This window comes from Exiguobacterium sp. SH5S4 (assembly GCF_004337045.1).
Classification (GTDB): domain Bacteria; phylum Bacillota; class Bacilli; order Exiguobacteriales; family Exiguobacteriaceae; genus Exiguobacterium; species Exiguobacterium aurantiacum_A.
On sequence record NZ_SJUQ01000023.1, the window covers coordinates 1 to 15,267 of the forward strand.

Here is a 15,267-nt window from a genome sequence, read left to right on the forward strand (position 1 = left end):
TTGTCTGGTGGCGATAGCGAAGCGGCCACACCCGTTCCCATGCCGAACACGGAAGTTAAGCGCTTCAGCGCCGAAAGTAGTTGGGGGTCTCCCCCTGTGAGGATAGGACGTTGCCAGGCCATATGAAAGACGACCAAGCACATGCTTGGTCGTCTTTTCTTTTGAGCGACGATGCATTTGCGTCGTCGCTTTTCGTTTGCCTTTTTTTAAATCAGTGATAGAATAAAATCAAAAGTCAAAGATGGTCAGAGGGTGGTGGAGATGAGAAACATATCTGATGTAATCGAACAGTATTTGAAGCAAGTGCTGAAGGAAAGTCAGGCAGAAGCGATTGAAATCAAACGACAAGATATCGCGAAACGTTTTGAATGTGTTCCGTCTCAAATCAACTATGTCATCAATACACGTTTTACGGTCGAAAAAGGCTACCTTGTAGAAAGTAAGCGAGGTGGGGGCGGTTATATTCGAATTCGTCGTGTCATTCTTCACGAGAAACAAGACTTGCTGACGAGTTTAATGGACATTTTACAAGACCATCCTCGTCTGACGGAACAACTTGTTGAAAACATTTTGATCCGTTTATTTGAAGAAGGTATGTTGAGCGAGCGGGATGTCCGTTTACTGTACCACTTGTTGTCCGACGAAACGCTCGGCTTGAACGCCGACGACCGCTATCTGATTCGAAGACAGCAGCTACTCGCCCTGATGAAGTTACTTAGTTATCACTGACGGAGGCTTAAGACATGTTATGCGAACGGTGTAAACGGCGTCCTGCCGTCAATGAAGTCGTTATGTTGGAAAACGGGGTCCCAGTCGAACGAAAACTATGTCGGAACTGTACAGTCGAAGTGATGGCCGATTACGTTCCTGTCGTGAAGCGGTGTCCAACTTGCCAGATGACACAGAGCGAGATGACGCATCTAAGAAAAGCGGGCTGCGCCTCATGCTACACGGTCTTCCGTGAAGAGTTGATTAAAATGACACGTCAGTACCAGCAAGGGCATGACCATCATGTCGGGTCGGTACCTGACGCGTTACGCACACCGGATGAGCGAATCGGCGAACGTCTTGTAAAGTTAGCAGGGGAGTTAGAATGGGCCGTCGAACAAGAAGATTATGAACGAGCGGCACGCATCAAAAAAGAAATGACGCAACTGAAAGGGCAAGGTGAGGCGTGATGGAGACATTCCTCAAACATCCACTCGGTCCAAAAATGAAAGAACGGGCCAAGCTTGATGATCTTGTCATCTCGACACGAATTCGTTTGGCACGCAATTTAAAAGACATCGTCTTTTCTCCGACATTGTCTCAAGAAGGACAGCGTCAGCTATGCGAACGCATCGAGACGGCCTTGGGCGGCTTACAAGGCTTTGAATATTTGCATATGCGCGCCTATGATCAAGTGACGCGGCAAGCTCTCGTCGAAAAGCATTTGATCAGCCCGACGATTGCGGAAAAAGATGAGAGTGCTGTTTTCCTGAGTGAAGACGAGACGATCAGCGTGTTGATTAACGAAGAAGATCATTTGCGCATCCAAACGTTGCTTCCCGGCTATCAAGTCCAAGAAGCGTTCGAACTTGCGAAACGAGTCGACGCGCTCTGTGGCGAGTCGCTCCCATACGCTTTCGATGAAGAGCTTGGCTATTTGACGACGTGTCCGAGCAACATCGGTACCGGACTTCGCGCATCGGTCATGCTGCACCTGCCGGGTCTGACGTTAACGGGACGAATAACTCCTATATTAGTAGAACTTCGCAAACTCGGATACACGATTCGAGGACGTTACGGAGAAGGCAGTGACGCAGCCGGGCGTTTGTTCCAGTTATCGAATCAACGGACGCTTGGTAGCGATGAATCGCAGTTGTTATCTGATTTTATGGAAATCACAGAACAAGTCGTCCACGCGGAACGTCAAGCCCGAGAACAACTCCTGAACAGTAATCAAGATGAATTGGAAGATCAGTTTTATCGTTCTTACGGGATTTTACGGTATTCCAAATTATTGTCGTCGACAGAGGCGATTGAACGGTTATCCGATTTACATTTAGCGAGTGACCTCGGTATTTTGTCCGACTGGAGTCCACCGCAGTTTCATGATTTGATTGTCCGCCTACAATCAGGTTTCCTACAAAAACATTTCGGGAAAACATTATCTACGAAAGAACGAGATCGCGAACGAGCGACTCTCGTACGTCGAACGTTAGATCATGGTTTAGTTTGATCCAACTCTAAGGAGGTTTTGTCAATGATGTTTGGTCGATTTACAGAACGAGCTCAGCGCGTATTAGCTTTAGCACAAGAGGAAGCGGTACGACTTGGCCATCATAATATTGGTACGGAACATATCTTGCTCGGACTTGTCCGTGAAGGTGAAGGGATTGCTGCCAAAGCGTTGTTCGCCCTCGGTCTAACTTCTGAGAAGATTCAACAAGAAGTCGAGGCGTTGATTGGCCGTGGTTCTGAGAACGGGTCGACAATCCACTACACGCCGCGTGCGAAAAAAGTAATCGAGCTCTCGATGGATGAAGCCCGTAAACTCGGTCATTCTTACGTCGGGACAGAGCATATTTTACTCGGATTGATTCGTGAAGGCGAAGGCGTCGCTGCCCGCGTCTTGAACAACCTTGGTATCAGCTTGACGAAAGCACGGCAACAAGTGCTTCAACTTCTCGGGAACACGGAATCGTCGTCAAACGCATCACAACCAGGCACGAGCGCTGCGACACCGACACTTGATGGCTTGGCCCGCGACTTGACGCAACAAGCCCGTGAGTCACGTCTCGACCCTGTTATCGGCCGTGCCGGTGAAATTCAACGGGTCATCGAAGTGTTGTCTCGCCGGACGAAGAACAACCCGGTCTTGATTGGAGAGCCAGGTGTCGGTAAGACGGCAGTTGTCGAAGGACTCGCGCAACAGATCATTAACAATGAAGTGCCGGAGACGCTTCGCAACAAACGCGTCATGGTGCTCGACATGGGTACGCTCGTCGCGGGAACGAAATACCGCGGTGAGTTTGAAGACCGATTGAAAAAAGTCATGGACGAGATTCGCCAGGCCGGCAACGTCATTCTCTTCATCGACGAGTTACACACGTTGATTGGGGCGGGTGGAGCCGAAGGGGCGATCGATGCCTCGAACATCTTGAAACCGTCGCTCGCGCGAGGTGAGCTCCAATGTATCGGTGCAACAACGCTTGACGAGTACCGGAAATACATTGAGAAGGATGCCGCACTCGAACGCCGCTTCCAACCGATTCAAGTGAATGAGCCGACGACGGACCAGGCTGAACAAATTTTGTTCGGTTTGCGTGACCGCTATGAGGCTCACCACCGTGTCACAATTACGGATGAGGCGATTCATGAAGCGGTTGTCTTATCTGACCGCTATATTTCGGACCGGTTCCTTCCAGATAAAGCGATCGACCTCGTCGACGAAGCGGCTTCGAAAGTTCGCCTCCGTTCATTCACGGCGCCGCCGAACTTAAAAGAGCTTGAAGCACGTCTCGAATCGATCCGTAAAGAAAAAGATGCGGCCGTCCAGAGCCAAGAGTTTGAAAAAGCGGCTTCGCTTCGTGATACAGAACAGAAGCTTCGCGATGAACTCGAGCACCTCAAATCAGAATGGCAGAACAAGCAAGGTAATGAAAAGCTTGAAGTGACGAAAGAAGATATCGCTCAAGTCGTCGCAAGCTGGACGGGTGTGCCGGTGACAAAAATTGCCGAAGAGGAGACAGACCGTCTCCTCAAGCTCGAGTCGATCTTACACGGTCGGGTCATCGGTCAAGATGAAGCCGTCAAATCAATCTCGCGTGCGATTCGCCGGGCCCGGGCCGGACTGAAAGATCCGAAACGTCCGATCGGGTCATTCGTTTTCCTCGGACCGACCGGTGTCGGGAAGACGGAACTAGCGCGTGCTGTCGCTGAGGCGCTCTTCGGTGACGAGGATGCGATCATCCGAATCGACATGTCGGAGTATATGGAAAAACATGCGACGAGCCGTCTCGTCGGGTCGCCTCCAGGGTATGTCGGATACGAAGAAGGCGGTCAGTTGACGGAGAAAGTTCGTCGTAAGCCATACTCGGTCATCTTGCTTGATGAGATTGAGAAAGCTCACCCTGAAGTGTTCAACATCTTGCTCCAAGTGCTCGATGACGGGCGTCTGACCGACTCGAAAGGTCGTACGGTCGACTTCCGTAACACGGTCATCATCATGACGTCAAACGTCGGTGCGGCCGCACTTAAACGGAACAAATATGTCGGTTTCACCGTCGAAGATGACGTGAAACGTGAATATACGGAAATGAAAGATAAAGTCATGGAAGAATTGAAAAAAGCGTTCCGGCCTGAGTTCTTGAACCGGATCGACGAGATCACCGTCTTCCATTCGCTTCAAAAAGAGCATATCCAAGAAATCGTCAAACTTATGGCGAAGACGCTCACAGACCGACTTGGCGAGCAAGGCATCGATTTCACCTTGACGGAATCGGCGCTTGAGAAGATTGCCGTCGTCGGCTATGACCCTGAGTACGGGGCTCGTCCGCTCCGCCGTGCGCTCCAGCGCGAGGTGGAAGACCGACTCTCAGAATCGATGCTCAGCGGGGAAATCACGAAAGGCAGTAAAGTGGCTCTCGATGTTCAAGATGGTGAATTCATCGTCCGCAACGAAGGTGTCGTCCAGTAAATACGGAGCTCCCTCTCTCTTTTGAGGGGGCTTTTTTAGACAGAAGGGAATAACATGGCAAAAATTAAAACGAAGTACGTATGTCAGTCTTGTGGCTATGAATCCGCAAAATGGATGGGCCGTTGTCCGGGATGTAACGAGTGGAACACGCTCGTCGAAGAATTTGTTGAAGAAAAGAAAGCGAAACGGGGAGCTGCGTTTGTCCATAGTTCGTCGCGACAACTGAAGCCAGAGCGTCTCTCAGACGTCGTTTCCCAAGAAGAAACACGTGTGCATACGAACAGTCAAGAGTTCGACCGGGTGCTCGGGGGTGGAATTGTCCCGGGCTCGCTCGTCCTCGTCGGTGGGGACCCGGGGATCGGGAAGTCGACAATTCTCCTGCAAGTGAGTGCACATCTCGCCCATAGCGGTCGGAAAGTGCTATATATTTCCGGGGAAGAATCGTTGAAGCAGACAAAGCTGCGCGCGGAACGACTCGGGTTACCGACACAGGATTTATACGTTCTCGCCGAGACGGACATGCTCATGATCGAACGGGTCATCGATGAAGAGGAACCTGGGTTCGTCATTATTGACTCGATTCAGACGGTATATATGGATGAAATCCAATCGGCGCCAGGCAGCGTCGCCCAAGTGCGGGAATGTACGGCTGCGCTGATGAAAATTGCCAAGACACGAGGGGTCGCCGTCTTTATCGTCGGCCACGTGACGAAGCAAGGATCGATTGCCGGACCGCGTCTGCTCGAGCATATGGTGGATGCTGTTCTGTATTTTGAAGGAGAACGTCACCACACGTTCCGGATTTTACGGGCCGTCAAAAACCGGTTCGGTTCAACGAACGAGATTGGAATATTCGAGATGAAAGAAGGCGGCCTTGAGGAAGTGCTCAACCCGTCAGAGATTTTCCTCGAAGAACGGACGGCAGGCGTCTCAGGCTCGACGGTCGTCGCGTCGATGGAAGGGACACGGACGGTACTCGTCGAGCTGCAGGCACTCATTTCCCCGACGTCGTTCGGGAACCCGCGCCGGATGGCAACGGGAATCGACCAAAACCGGGTCGCCCTTCTCATGGCCGTGCTGGAGAAACGTTCGGGTCTCTTGCTGCAAACGCAAGACGCTTATTTGAAGGCGGCGGGCGGGGTCAAGCTCGATGAACCGGCGATCGACTTGGCGATTTGTATTTCCATCGCCTCGAGTTTCCGGGACCGCCCGACTCGTCCGACTGATGTCTGCATCGGCGAGGTCGGGTTGACCGGGGAAGTGCGCCGTGTGTCACGGATTGAGCAACGTGTCGCGGAAGCGGCCAAGCTCGGTTTCACACGTGCGATCATTCCGAAGAATAACCTAGGGGGCTGGACCGCCCCACCTGGTATCGATGTGGTCGGTGTCAGTACTGTCGATGAAGCGCTCCAACTCGCCATCCCGTTTTGACGGGGCGCTTCTGGCAGTTTTTAACGCTTTGTAACGAACGCGTTTAAAAGAACCGTGTTACAATATAAGTGTTATTTTTTTGAAATTTTAATTCAATAGAAGGAGGTGGAATGAGTGAAGATTTCAGTGCGACTCGGATTTATTTTGATTGGACTCGTCGTCGGGTGGTTTGGCATGATCGAAGCGATGGTGCTTCTTGATGACCTCGGGGTCAGCGTGCCGGCATGGTTGACGATTCCTTACGTTGCTAGTTTGATTGGTGGACTTATCTTCTTCATTCTCAGTTTATTTTTGACTGATGCAATCGTCAAATTTATCCGTTTTGTCGAAGAACGGCTCGTCCATTTACCGGTCGGCGATATTTTATTCGGCTCAATCGGATTGATCATCGGTTTATTGATTGCCTTTTTGATCAGTGTATCGCTTGAGGTCACGGACATCTTCTTACTCAGTAAGATTGTTCCGATTTTTGTGACTGCCCTGTTCGGTTACTTTGGATTTGCCGTTGGTTACCGGAAGCGGAACGAATGGATCAAGTTGTTCGTGAAAAGTGAACGGGACAAGCCGGAAGCGGAACCGTTACGCCGCTCGAACGACAAGATATTAGATACGAGTGTGATCATCGATGGTCGGATCGCCGATATTTCGAAGACCGGATTCATCGAAGGGACGCTCATCGTTCCTCAGTTCGTCATCGGAGAGTTGCAGTACATCGCCGACTCGTCGGATACGCTTAAACGGAATCGAGGCCGACGCGGTCTGGATATTTTAAAAGAGCTCCAAAACAACGATCGAATCGAGGTCGAGATTTACGATGGTGACTTTGAAGACGTAGCCGAAGTCGATATTAAATTGATCAAGCTCGCCGAGTTAAAGAAAGGCATTGTCGTGACGAACGATTACAACTTGAATAAAGTGTGTGAAGTCCGAAACGTACCGGTGCTCAACATTAATGATTTGGCCAACTCGGTCAAACAGATCGTCATTCCCGGAGAAGAGATGGTCGTGACGGTCATCAAAGAAGGGAAAGAACAAAACCAAGGGGTCGCTTACCTCGAAGACGGGACGATGGTCGTTGTCGAAGGCGGACGCAAGCTCATCTCGAAGACACTTCCTGTCGTCGTGACGAGCGTACTCCAAACATCCGCGGGCCGAATGATTTTTGCTCGCCCTGAATAAGTATGAAAAAAGAGACGCATCAGCGCTCTCTTTTTTCACGAAGAGAGGTGAACGTGATGGTACGTTACACGGTCGTCATCCCGGCTGCCGGGAAAGGCAAGCGCATGGGAGCCGATGAGAACAAGTTGATGTTGTCGCTCCAAGGAAAACCGATCATCGTCTGGACCGTCGAGGCGTTTGCGAAAGACACATGGTGTGAACAGATTGTTCTGGCGATTCGTCCGGAAGAAGAAGCCTGGTTCGCGCATGAGTTACGTCACGTCCCGACGCCGATTACGTACGTGGCAGGCGGGGAAGAACGGCAACAGAGCGTTCGAGCCGGTTTACAGACAATCGACACGGACGGAGTTGTGTTGATCCATGACGGGGCCCGGCCGTTCGTTCGAATCAGTCAGTTGCATCAAGTAGCGGAAGCGGCTCAGACGAAAGGGGCCATTTTAGCCGTTCCAGTGAAAGATACGGTGAAACAAGTGACCGCGGGGACGATTACGCAAACTGTTCCCCGTGAGACACTTTGGCTCGCTCAGACACCGCAAGCGTTTCCTGTGGCTGACATCCGGGCGATTCATGACCAGGCAGAATCATCCCGATTCATCGGGACTGATGATGCGAGCTTGTTCGAGTGGTCAGGGAAAGAAGTCACCGTCATTCCAGGTGACTATCACAACATAAAAATGACGACCCCTGAGGATTTGTTGTTCGGGGAAGCGATCTTGACGAAGGAGGACTATCGATGAGAATCGGACAAGGTTTTGATGTACATGCGTTCGCAGAAGGGCGCCCGCTTATATTAGGAGGGATCGAGATTCCCCACGACCGCGGTTTGCTTGGACACTCGGATGCCGACGTGTTACTTCACACCATCGCAGATGCGGCGCTCGGTGCCATCGCGGCAGGGGATATCGGCAAACACTTCCCGGATACGGATCCCGATTTTAAAGATGCAGACTCGAAAGTGTTGCTCCAACACGTATGGCAACTCGTCAAGGCAGAAGGGTATGTGCTCGGCAACGTAGACGCGACCGTTATGGCGGAACGGCCGAAGCTCCGGACGTATATCGATGACATGCGCGCGGTCATCGCCGAACTGCTTGAAGCTGATATTAGCCAAGTGAACGTGAAAGCGACGACGACGGAACGGTTAGGTTTCACGGGACGTGAAGAAGGAATCGCCGCCCAGGCGGTCATCTTGCTCAACCGTGCTTGAAAAAAGTGGTATACTATTTGGGCAGAAGAGAAGAAAGGTGGAAATATTATGAGTGAAGTGCGTGTACGCTATGCGCCAAGTCCGACGGGTCACCTTCATATCGGGAACGCCCGGACCGCGCTATTTAACTATTTATATGCTCGCCACGCAGGCGGGAAAATGATTCTTCGGATCGAGGACACGGATCAAAAACGAAACGTCGAGAACGGTGTCGAAAGTCAGATGAAGTACTTGGAATGGCTCGGTATCGAGTGGGATGAAGGTCCAGGTCGCGATGGCGATTACGGTCCATATTTCCAAATGGAACGACTCGATCTCTACAATAAACACGTGAACGAGTTGATGGACAAAGGGCTCGCTTATAAATGCTACATGACGTCAGAAGAACTCGAAGCGGAACGCGAGGCACAGATCGCACGCGGTGAAGCACCACGCTACTCGGGAGCACATCGCGACTTGAGCGACGCTGAGCGCTCGGCGTTTGAAGCCGAAGGACGGAAGCCGTCGATTCGGATTCGAGTGCCAGAACAGGTTACGTACAAATGGACAGACGTTGTCAAAGGCGACGTTTCGTTCGAGTCGAAAGACTTCGGAGACTGGGTCATCGTCAAGCAAGACGGGATCCCGACGTACAACTTTGCCGTCGTCGTCGATGACTACTTGATGAAAATCAGCCACGTGTTGCGCGGGGATGACCATATCGCGAACACACCGAAACAGATGATGGTATACGATGCACTCGGATGGGAGTATCCGACGTTCGGTCACATGACATTGATCTATAACGAGAACCATAAGAAGCTCTCGAAACGTGATGAGTCGATCATCCAGTTCATCGAACAATATGCAGACCTCGGATATCTCCCTGGTGCGCTCTTCAACTTCATCTCGCTTCTCGGTTGGTCTCCAGTCGGTGAAGAGGAAATCTTCACGAAAGAAGCGTTTATCGACATGTTCGACGCGGGCCGTCTATCGAAGAGTCCGGCCGTATTCGACCAGCATAAGCTCGCTTGGATCAACAGTGTCTACATGAAGCAGGCTTCGCTTGACGAAGTGGTGGCACTCAGTTTACCATTCTTACAAGAAGCAGGACGATTGCCTGAAGCCTTGTCAATGGAAGAGGCGGACTGGGCCACAGCGCTCATCGCTCTTTATAAAGAACAAATGACACACGGTGCCGAAATTGTACCGTTGACAGACTTGTTCTTTAAAGACGAGGTCGAGTATGACGAGGCGGCGAACGCGGTGCTTGCCGGTGAAGCGGTGCCGGCTGTACTCGCCGAGTTTAAAACGCAACTCGAGGCGATCGAGGACTTCACACCGGAAGCTATCAAGGCGGCTACGAAGGCCACTCAAAAAGCGACTGGGCAAAAAGGAAAGAACTTGTTCATGCCAATCCGTGTCGCCACGACCGGACAAACACATGGACCAGAACTTCCAAACGCGATTGCGCTGATTGGCAAAGAGCGTGTGTTGGCACGTCTCACAACATTATTAGCTTAAAGGCAACGATGAGGAAAGTAAGCGGGTTGACACTTGTCAGAGACTAGAACCTAGGCTGGAAGTTCCAGAAGCGTCCCCCGTCGAAGTGCACCTCGGAGCCGTTCCGGCGATATGTAGTCGGGACCGCGACTCGGCGTTAACGAGACTTGAGAGGGGAACTTTCCCAAACAGAGTGGAACCGCGCTTACGGCGTCTCTGTGCCTTGGCACAGGGGCGTCTTTGTTTTTGATATGGAAAAGGAGAACAATTATGGGATTTTGGAAAAGTGTGAGCGCCGACATCCGGAACGTGCTCGAACTCGATCCGGCTGCCCGCTCAAAAGCAGAAGTCGTATTGACGTATCCAGGCCTCCATGCCTTATGGTCGCATCGGATCGCGCATGGGTTGTGGACTCGCAATATTAAACTATTGGCTAAAATGATTGCCCAGACGAGTCGCTGGGTGACCGGGATTGAGATTCATCCGGGTGCCATCATCGGCGAAGGTGTCTTTATCGACCACGGATTCGGGATCGTCATCGGGGAGACGGCCATCATCGGCAACAACGTCACCATCTATCAAGGCGTGACGCTCGGCGGAACCGGCAAAGAAAAAGGGAAGCGGCATCCGACCATCGGGAACGATGTGCTCATCTCGGCCGGCGCGAAAGTGCTCGGTAATATCACGATAGGCGATTGCGTCAAAATTGGGGCCAGTTCGGTCGTCTTAAAAGATGTCCCGTCAGACTCGACCGTCGTCGGGATCCCGGGACGTGTCGTCATCCGCAACGGGGAGCGGGTCAAACAGCACGACCTCGACCATCGCTTACCGGACCCGGATCGTGAATGCCAAGAGCGGTTAGAGAACGCCGTGGCTGATTTGGAACGCAAGTTAGCATTACTCGAGAAACAGATGGAGGAGAAGTCACATGATTCAGTTTTACAACAGCCTCACGAATAAGAAAGAACCGTTCAACCCGATCGTTCCTGGGAAAGTGTCCATGTACGTATGCGGACCGACCGTCTATAATTATATTCACGTCGGAAACGCCCGTCCGGCCATCGCATTCGACACGGTACGGCGCTATTTGACATACCGAGGCTACGACGTGAAGTACGTCCTCAACTTTACCGATGTGGATGATAAGATCATCCGTACGGCGAATGAGCTCGGTGAAGATGTCGGAACGCTGACGAACCGCTATATCGACGCTTATTTGGCGGATACGGGTGCGTTGAACGTCTTGCCAGCGGACGTGCATCCACGTGTCACCGACACGATGGAGGAAATCATCGACTTTATCCGTAACTTAGAGGATGAAGGCTACGCCTACGCATCAGAAGGCGATGTCTATTTCCGGACGCGTAAGTTTGAAGAGTATGGCAAGCTCAGCCAACAGTCGATTGAAGACCTTCGGGCCGGGTCACGTGTCGATGTCGGGGAGAAGAAGGAAGACCCGCTCGACTTCGTGCTCTGGAAAGCGGCCAAACCAGATGAGCCGGCTTGGGACAGCCCGTGGGGACAAGGACGCCCCGGCTGGCATATCGAATGCTCGGCCATGGCGAAGAAGCACCTCGGCAAAACGATCGACATTCACGCAGGCGGGCATGACCTCAAATTCCCGCACCACGAGAATGAGATTGCACAGTCTGAGGCGTGCAACCATACGAAGTTTGCGAACTACTGGCTCCACAACGGCTTCATCAACATCGAGAACGAGAAGATGTCGAAATCACTTGGGAATTTCCTGCTCGTCCACGAGGCGTTAAAAGAAGTCGACGCGATGGTGCTCCGTTTCTTCATGTTATCGGTCCACTACCGTCATCCGATCAACTATAGCCGCGAGCTGATCAATCAGGCCGCGAACGGATGGGACCGGATCAAGGAAGCGTACCATAACGTCGAACACCGTCTGTCGGTCACGGCCGGTCTCGTTGAACCGAGCGAGGCGATGGAGCGAAAACTTGCGACGGTGAAAGCAGCATTTATCGAAGCGATGGATGATGATATCAACACGGCGAACGCCGTGACAGTATTGTTTGATTTAGCAAAAGAGGCAAACATCTACGCCAAAGCAGACCATGTCTCGAAAGATACGCTCGAGCAAGTGCTCGACTTGTTCAAGGAATTGACGGGCGTGCTCGGGTTGACGATTGAAGTGGAAACAGAACTACTCGACGCCGAGATCGATCAGTTAATTCTCGAGCGGAATACGGCCCGAGCAGAGCGTAACTTTGCCCGTGCCGACGAAATCCGTGACTTGTTGAAACAACAGAACATCCAGCTCGAAGATACGGCGCAAGGCGTACGGTGGAAACGGTCATGACGAATGCGAATCAACTAAACGCGCTCGCCCTCGCTTATATGGGCGACGCAGTGTATGAGATGGCGGTACGAAAACGACTGCTCGGCAAAGGGTTGACGCGACCGAACGACCTCCATCGCGGGGCCGTCCGTTACGTGAACGCAACCGCGCAAGCGAGCGTCGTCACCCACTGGTTAGAGACGGGTATCTTGAGCGAGGACGAGACAGCGATCGTCCGGCGCGGTAAAAATGCGAAATCAGGGTCGATCCCGAAACGCACCGACGTCCACACATACCGCTACTCGACAGCTTTTGAGGCATTGATCGGCTACACATATCTAATAGAAAGAAGGGATCGTCTTGAAGAACTCATCGAACAGGCACTCACATGGCTCGAAACCGAGCAACCCGAAACGACATGAACGACATGACGGAGGACGAGCGAACGACAAGCGTTCGTTCGACCGTCCAAGAGGTGAACGGGGCGACCGTCCGCACCGTCAAAAGCCGGAACGCCCGGACTATCAAGAAGTTGACGTCCTTGAAGAAGGCATCGATTTCTTATATGGACGTAATCCAGTAATCGAGGCGCTTCGGAGCGGACGGGATATGAATAAAGTCTTTATCATGGAAGGGCAGCACAAAGGGCCGCTCGCCCAAATTATCGGCATGGCCAATGAGGCCTCGGTACAGATCTCGTTCGTCCCGAAGACGAAGCTTGAAAAGATGGCGGGCAGTGAACACCATCAAGGCGTCGTCGCGGCCGTTGCGGCTTACGAGTATAAGACGCTTGACGATATGTTCGCGCTTGCCGAGTCTAAAGGGGAGACACCGCTCTTTATTTTGCTCGATGAGCTAGAGGACCCGCACAACTTGGGATCGATTTTACGGACAGCTGACGCGGTCGGCGCCCATGGAGTCATCATTCCGAAACGGCGCTCGGTCGGCTTGACGCAAACCGTCGCGAAAGCCTCGACGGGAGCAATTGAATATATCCCGGTCGCGCGTGTCACGAACTTGACGCGGACGCTCGAAGAATTGAAAGAAAAAGGGATGTGGATCGTCGGAACTGACGCGAGTGAGAGTCAAGACTATCGTCGGCTCGATGGGAACATGCCACTTGTCGTCGTCATCGGCAGCGAAGGAAAAGGGATGGGCCGTCTCGTGCGCGAGGCGTGTGACTTCCTCGTCCATATGCCGATGGTCGGTCATGTCACGTCGCTCAACGCTTCGGTCGCGGCCGCACTTCTTCTGTATGAGGTGCATCGCTCTCGTAATCCGTTATCATGAGCCTGAAAAAGCGAGAATTACTCCTCGTCGATGGCTATAACATCATTGGGGCGTGGCCGCATCTTCGAAAACTGCGGGACATCGACTTCGATCAAGCTCGAAATGACTTGATTGAAGCGATGGCCGAGTATCAGGCCGCCACAGGCCGCATAGTGACGGTCGTCTTTGATGCCCACATGCGCTATGGGCGCGAGTCGATCCAGAAGCGGAGCCGGGTCGAGGTCGTCTATACGAAGGAGAACGAAACGGCGGATGAGTGGATCGAACGGCGGGCCCATGAACTCGTGGACGATCGTTTAGTGACGTTATTCGTCGCCACAAACGATTTTACCGAGCAATGGGTCATCTTCGGTCAAGGTGCCCTCCGTGTCCCAGCGACCGAACTATTAAAGGATTGGAAGCAAGCGAAAGTGGCGATTGAGCAAGAGCGTCAGACGCTCGCGAGCGACCGGTCCAATCGAAAAACAATCGATATCCCGCCTGACGTCATGGCCCGTTTTGAAGAAATGCGGCGCCGTAAGTCGAACGGTGAGGATTCTCACTGACGAGTTCATACAATGGACTCGTTTTTTGTTTTTAATTTGACATTTTTTTGGAAAGAAATGTTGTATACTATTAGTTGTATAAGTTACACCATATCTAATTGACGGAATTTTTTGAAATTTATTTGACGGTCGTTTTGTATGACGCCTATAATAAGAGCACTAACTTACATAGTTCATTATCAATAGCCGGGGGGTATGAAACATGAACGGATGGCCATACGAGCAGTTTGAAACGATGTCAGACGAAGAGCTCGTCTCTCTAGCGCGGAATGAAGGGGATAGTGATGCGCTCGAGTTTTTGATTGAACGTTACCGTTACTTCGTGCGGGCGAAGGCGCGGTCTTACTTTTTGATCGGCGCCGACCACGAGGATATCGTCCAAGAGGGAATGATCGGTCTGTATAAAGGCGTGCGTGACTATCGGGATGAACGCCTCGCTTCGTTTAAGAGTTTTGCCGAGATGTGTATCACCCGTCAGATGATCACGGCGATTAAGACGGCGACGCGTCAGAAACATATTCCGCTCAACTCATACGTCTCGCTCGACAAGCCGATCTTTGACGATGAGTCTGACCGGACGTTGCTCGACGTGATCTTGCCCCCGCATCCGAACGACCCGCAAGACTTGCTCGTCACGCGGGAAGAACAACTGTTCATGGAAGAGAAGATGGATGAGCTCCTCAGTGACTTGGAACGAAAAGTGCTTCGTCTTTATTTAGATGGTCGTTCGTATCAAGAAATCTCTGACGACCTTGACCGTCATGTGAAGTCGATCGATAACGCCTTACAGCGCGTGAAGAAAAAATTCGAGCGGCACGTTGACGTTAAAATGCTGACGAGTTAACTCGTATTGACCGCACGCCTCCTATGTGATACTTTTAAGGCAGCGCCTTGTCCGTAGACGCCAGTTACAGGAGGCGTTTTTTTTTCGCTCTTTTTTAATATGGAGCTGTCGAAAGGGGCGCTTATGGATGGCAAAGAAAGTAAGTCTCGAGTGCGCGGATTGCGGGTCAAGAGTTTACTCGACGACCAAGAAAGATGATGTGCAGACGCGGCTCGAGCTGAACAAGTTCTGCCGTCGTTGCAATGCGCATACAACACATCGAGAATCAAAGTAACGTAGATTGGCATTCAACGTAGGAGGAAG

Annotated in this window: 16 protein-coding genes, 1 rRNA gene and 1 other annotated feature; all 17 genes read left to right on the plus strand. The window is 51.8% G+C overall.

Annotated features, from left to right (window positions below):
* The first annotated feature begins 3 nt into the window (after positions 1 to 3).
* The 17 genes from rrf to rpmG all read left to right on the plus strand — a co-directional run bounded on the left by rrf (position 4) and on the right by rpmG (position 15,238).
* Positions 4 to 119 (plus strand): 5S ribosomal RNA (gene rrf, locus EVJ32_RS12240).
* 142 nt (positions 120 to 261) lie between these two features.
* Positions 262 to 729, plus strand: coding sequence for a CtsR family transcriptional regulator (locus EVJ32_RS12245; protein WP_070329265.1), 468 nt, complete (start codon positions 262 to 264; stop codon positions 727 to 729).
* 14 nt (positions 730 to 743) lie between these two features.
* Positions 744 to 1,178 carry a UvrB/UvrC motif-containing protein gene (locus EVJ32_RS12250; RefSeq protein ID WP_131458633.1) on the plus strand — a complete coding sequence of 145 codons (435 nt, stop codon included), beginning with the start codon at positions 744 to 746 and terminating at the stop codon, positions 1,176 to 1,178.
* Positions 1,178 to 2,221, plus strand: coding sequence for a protein arginine kinase (locus tag EVJ32_RS12255; RefSeq protein ID WP_131458634.1), 1,044 nt, complete (start codon positions 1,178 to 1,180; stop codon positions 2,219 to 2,221). Before EVJ32_RS12250 ends, EVJ32_RS12255 begins: the two co-directional genes overlap by 1 nt.
* A 24-nt stretch (positions 2,222 to 2,245) precedes the next feature.
* Positions 2,246 to 4,681, plus strand: coding sequence for an ATP-dependent protease ATP-binding subunit ClpC (gene clpC / locus EVJ32_RS12260; RefSeq protein ID WP_070329262.1), 2,436 nt, complete (start codon positions 2,246 to 2,248; stop codon positions 4,679 to 4,681).
* 54 nt (positions 4,682 to 4,735) lie between these two features.
* Positions 4,736 to 6,112, plus strand: coding sequence for a DNA repair protein RadA (radA, locus tag EVJ32_RS12265; protein ID WP_070329261.1), 1,377 nt, complete (start codon positions 4,736 to 4,738; stop codon positions 6,110 to 6,112).
* Between the two features lie 114 nt (positions 6,113 to 6,226).
* A complete protein-coding gene (locus EVJ32_RS12270; protein WP_131458635.1) occupies positions 6,227 to 7,291 on the plus strand; it encodes a PIN/TRAM domain-containing protein in 1,065 nt (354 codons plus the stop codon).
* A 56-nt stretch (positions 7,292 to 7,347) separates the two neighbouring features.
* Positions 7,348 to 8,028, plus strand: a complete 681-nt coding sequence (gene ispD / locus EVJ32_RS12275) for a 2-C-methyl-D-erythritol 4-phosphate cytidylyltransferase (protein WP_201738376.1) — start codon at positions 7,348 to 7,350, stop codon at positions 8,026 to 8,028.
* A complete protein-coding gene (gene ispF / locus EVJ32_RS12280; RefSeq protein ID WP_070329258.1) occupies positions 8,025 to 8,498 on the plus strand; it encodes a 2-C-methyl-D-erythritol 2,4-cyclodiphosphate synthase in 474 nt (157 codons plus the stop codon). Before ispD ends, ispF begins: the two co-directional genes overlap by 4 nt.
* Positions 8,499 to 8,543: 45 nt before the next feature.
* The gene (gene gltX, locus EVJ32_RS12285; RefSeq protein WP_201738375.1) at positions 8,544 to 10,001 is read left to right on the plus strand and encodes a glutamate--tRNA ligase; all 1,458 of its coding nucleotides are present in this window, start codon (positions 8,544 to 8,546) and stop codon (positions 9,999 to 10,001) included.
* Positions 9,998 to 10,201: a binding site (T-box leader), on the plus strand. It overlaps the preceding gene by 4 nt.
* A gap of 49 nt (positions 10,202 to 10,250) precedes the next feature.
* Positions 10,251 to 10,940: a serine O-acetyltransferase gene (gene cysE / locus EVJ32_RS12290; protein WP_070329256.1), complete on the plus strand. Its 690-nt coding sequence runs from the start codon at positions 10,251 to 10,253 to the stop codon at positions 10,938 to 10,940.
* The gene (cysS, locus tag EVJ32_RS12295) at positions 10,909 to 12,306 is read left to right on the plus strand and encodes a cysteine--tRNA ligase (RefSeq protein WP_071398667.1); all 1,398 of its coding nucleotides are present in this window, start codon (positions 10,909 to 10,911) and stop codon (positions 12,304 to 12,306) included. The genes cysE and cysS overlap by 32 nt, the downstream gene beginning before the upstream one ends.
* Positions 12,303 to 12,707: a Mini-ribonuclease 3 gene (locus tag EVJ32_RS12300; RefSeq protein ID WP_035386102.1), complete on the plus strand. Its 405-nt coding sequence runs from the start codon at positions 12,303 to 12,305 to the stop codon at positions 12,705 to 12,707. Before cysS ends, EVJ32_RS12300 begins: the two co-directional genes overlap by 4 nt.
* Positions 12,708 to 12,837: 130 nt before the next feature.
* Positions 12,838 to 13,575: a 23S rRNA (guanosine(2251)-2'-O)-methyltransferase RlmB gene (gene rlmB / locus EVJ32_RS12305; RefSeq protein WP_035386115.1), complete on the plus strand. Its 738-nt coding sequence runs from the start codon at positions 12,838 to 12,840 to the stop codon at positions 13,573 to 13,575.
* Positions 13,572 to 14,120, plus strand: coding sequence for a YacP-like NYN domain-containing protein (locus EVJ32_RS12310; protein WP_131441632.1), 549 nt, complete (start codon positions 13,572 to 13,574; stop codon positions 14,118 to 14,120). Before rlmB ends, EVJ32_RS12310 begins: the two co-directional genes overlap by 4 nt.
* Positions 14,121 to 14,322: 202 nt before the next feature.
* Positions 14,323 to 14,964 (plus strand): RNA polymerase sporulation sigma factor SigH, encoded by a 642-nt coding sequence (sigH, locus tag EVJ32_RS12315; RefSeq protein ID WP_070329253.1) that lies wholly within the window; start codon positions 14,323 to 14,325, stop codon positions 14,962 to 14,964.
* 127 nt (positions 14,965 to 15,091) lie between these two features.
* A complete protein-coding gene (gene rpmG / locus EVJ32_RS12320) occupies positions 15,092 to 15,238 on the plus strand; it encodes a 50S ribosomal protein L33 (RefSeq protein ID WP_083274150.1) in 147 nt (48 codons plus the stop codon).
* Positions 15,239 to 15,267 lie beyond the last annotated feature (29 nt).

Excerpts from the sequence above, each read along its gene's own strand:
- EVJ32_RS12245 (WP_070329265.1), top strand. The coding sequence starts at position 262 with ATGAGAAACATATCTGATGTAATCGAACAGTATTTGAAGCAAGTGCTG.
- EVJ32_RS12250 (WP_131458633.1), top strand. The coding sequence starts at position 744 with ATGTTATGCGAACGGTGTAAACGGCGTCCTGCCGTCAATGAAGTCGTT.
- EVJ32_RS12255 (WP_131458634.1), top strand. The coding sequence starts at position 1,178 with ATGGAGACATTCCTCAAACATCCACTCGGTCCAAAAATGAAAGAACGG.
- clpC (WP_070329262.1), top strand. The coding sequence starts at position 2,246 with ATGATGTTTGGTCGATTTACAGAACGAGCTCAGCGCGTATTAGCTTTA.
- radA (WP_070329261.1), top strand. The coding sequence starts at position 4,736 with ATGGCAAAAATTAAAACGAAGTACGTATGTCAGTCTTGTGGCTATGAA.
- ispD (WP_201738376.1), top strand. The coding sequence starts at position 7,348 with ATGGTACGTTACACGGTCGTCATCCCGGCTGCCGGGAAAGGCAAGCGC.
- ispF (WP_070329258.1), top strand. The coding sequence starts at position 8,025 with ATGAGAATCGGACAAGGTTTTGATGTACATGCGTTCGCAGAAGGGCGC.
- cysE (WP_070329256.1), top strand. The coding sequence starts at position 10,251 with ATGGGATTTTGGAAAAGTGTGAGCGCCGACATCCGGAACGTGCTCGAA.
- cysS (WP_071398667.1), top strand. The coding sequence starts at position 10,909 with ATGATTCAGTTTTACAACAGCCTCACGAATAAGAAAGAACCGTTCAAC.
- EVJ32_RS12300 (WP_035386102.1), top strand. The coding sequence starts at position 12,303 with ATGACGAATGCGAATCAACTAAACGCGCTCGCCCTCGCTTATATGGGC.
- EVJ32_RS12310 (WP_131441632.1), top strand. The coding sequence starts at position 13,572 with ATGAGCCTGAAAAAGCGAGAATTACTCCTCGTCGATGGCTATAACATC.
- sigH (WP_070329253.1), top strand. The coding sequence starts at position 14,323 with ATGAACGGATGGCCATACGAGCAGTTTGAAACGATGTCAGACGAAGAG.
- rpmG (WP_083274150.1), top strand. The coding sequence starts at position 15,092 with ATGGCAAAGAAAGTAAGTCTCGAGTGCGCGGATTGCGGGTCAAGAGTT.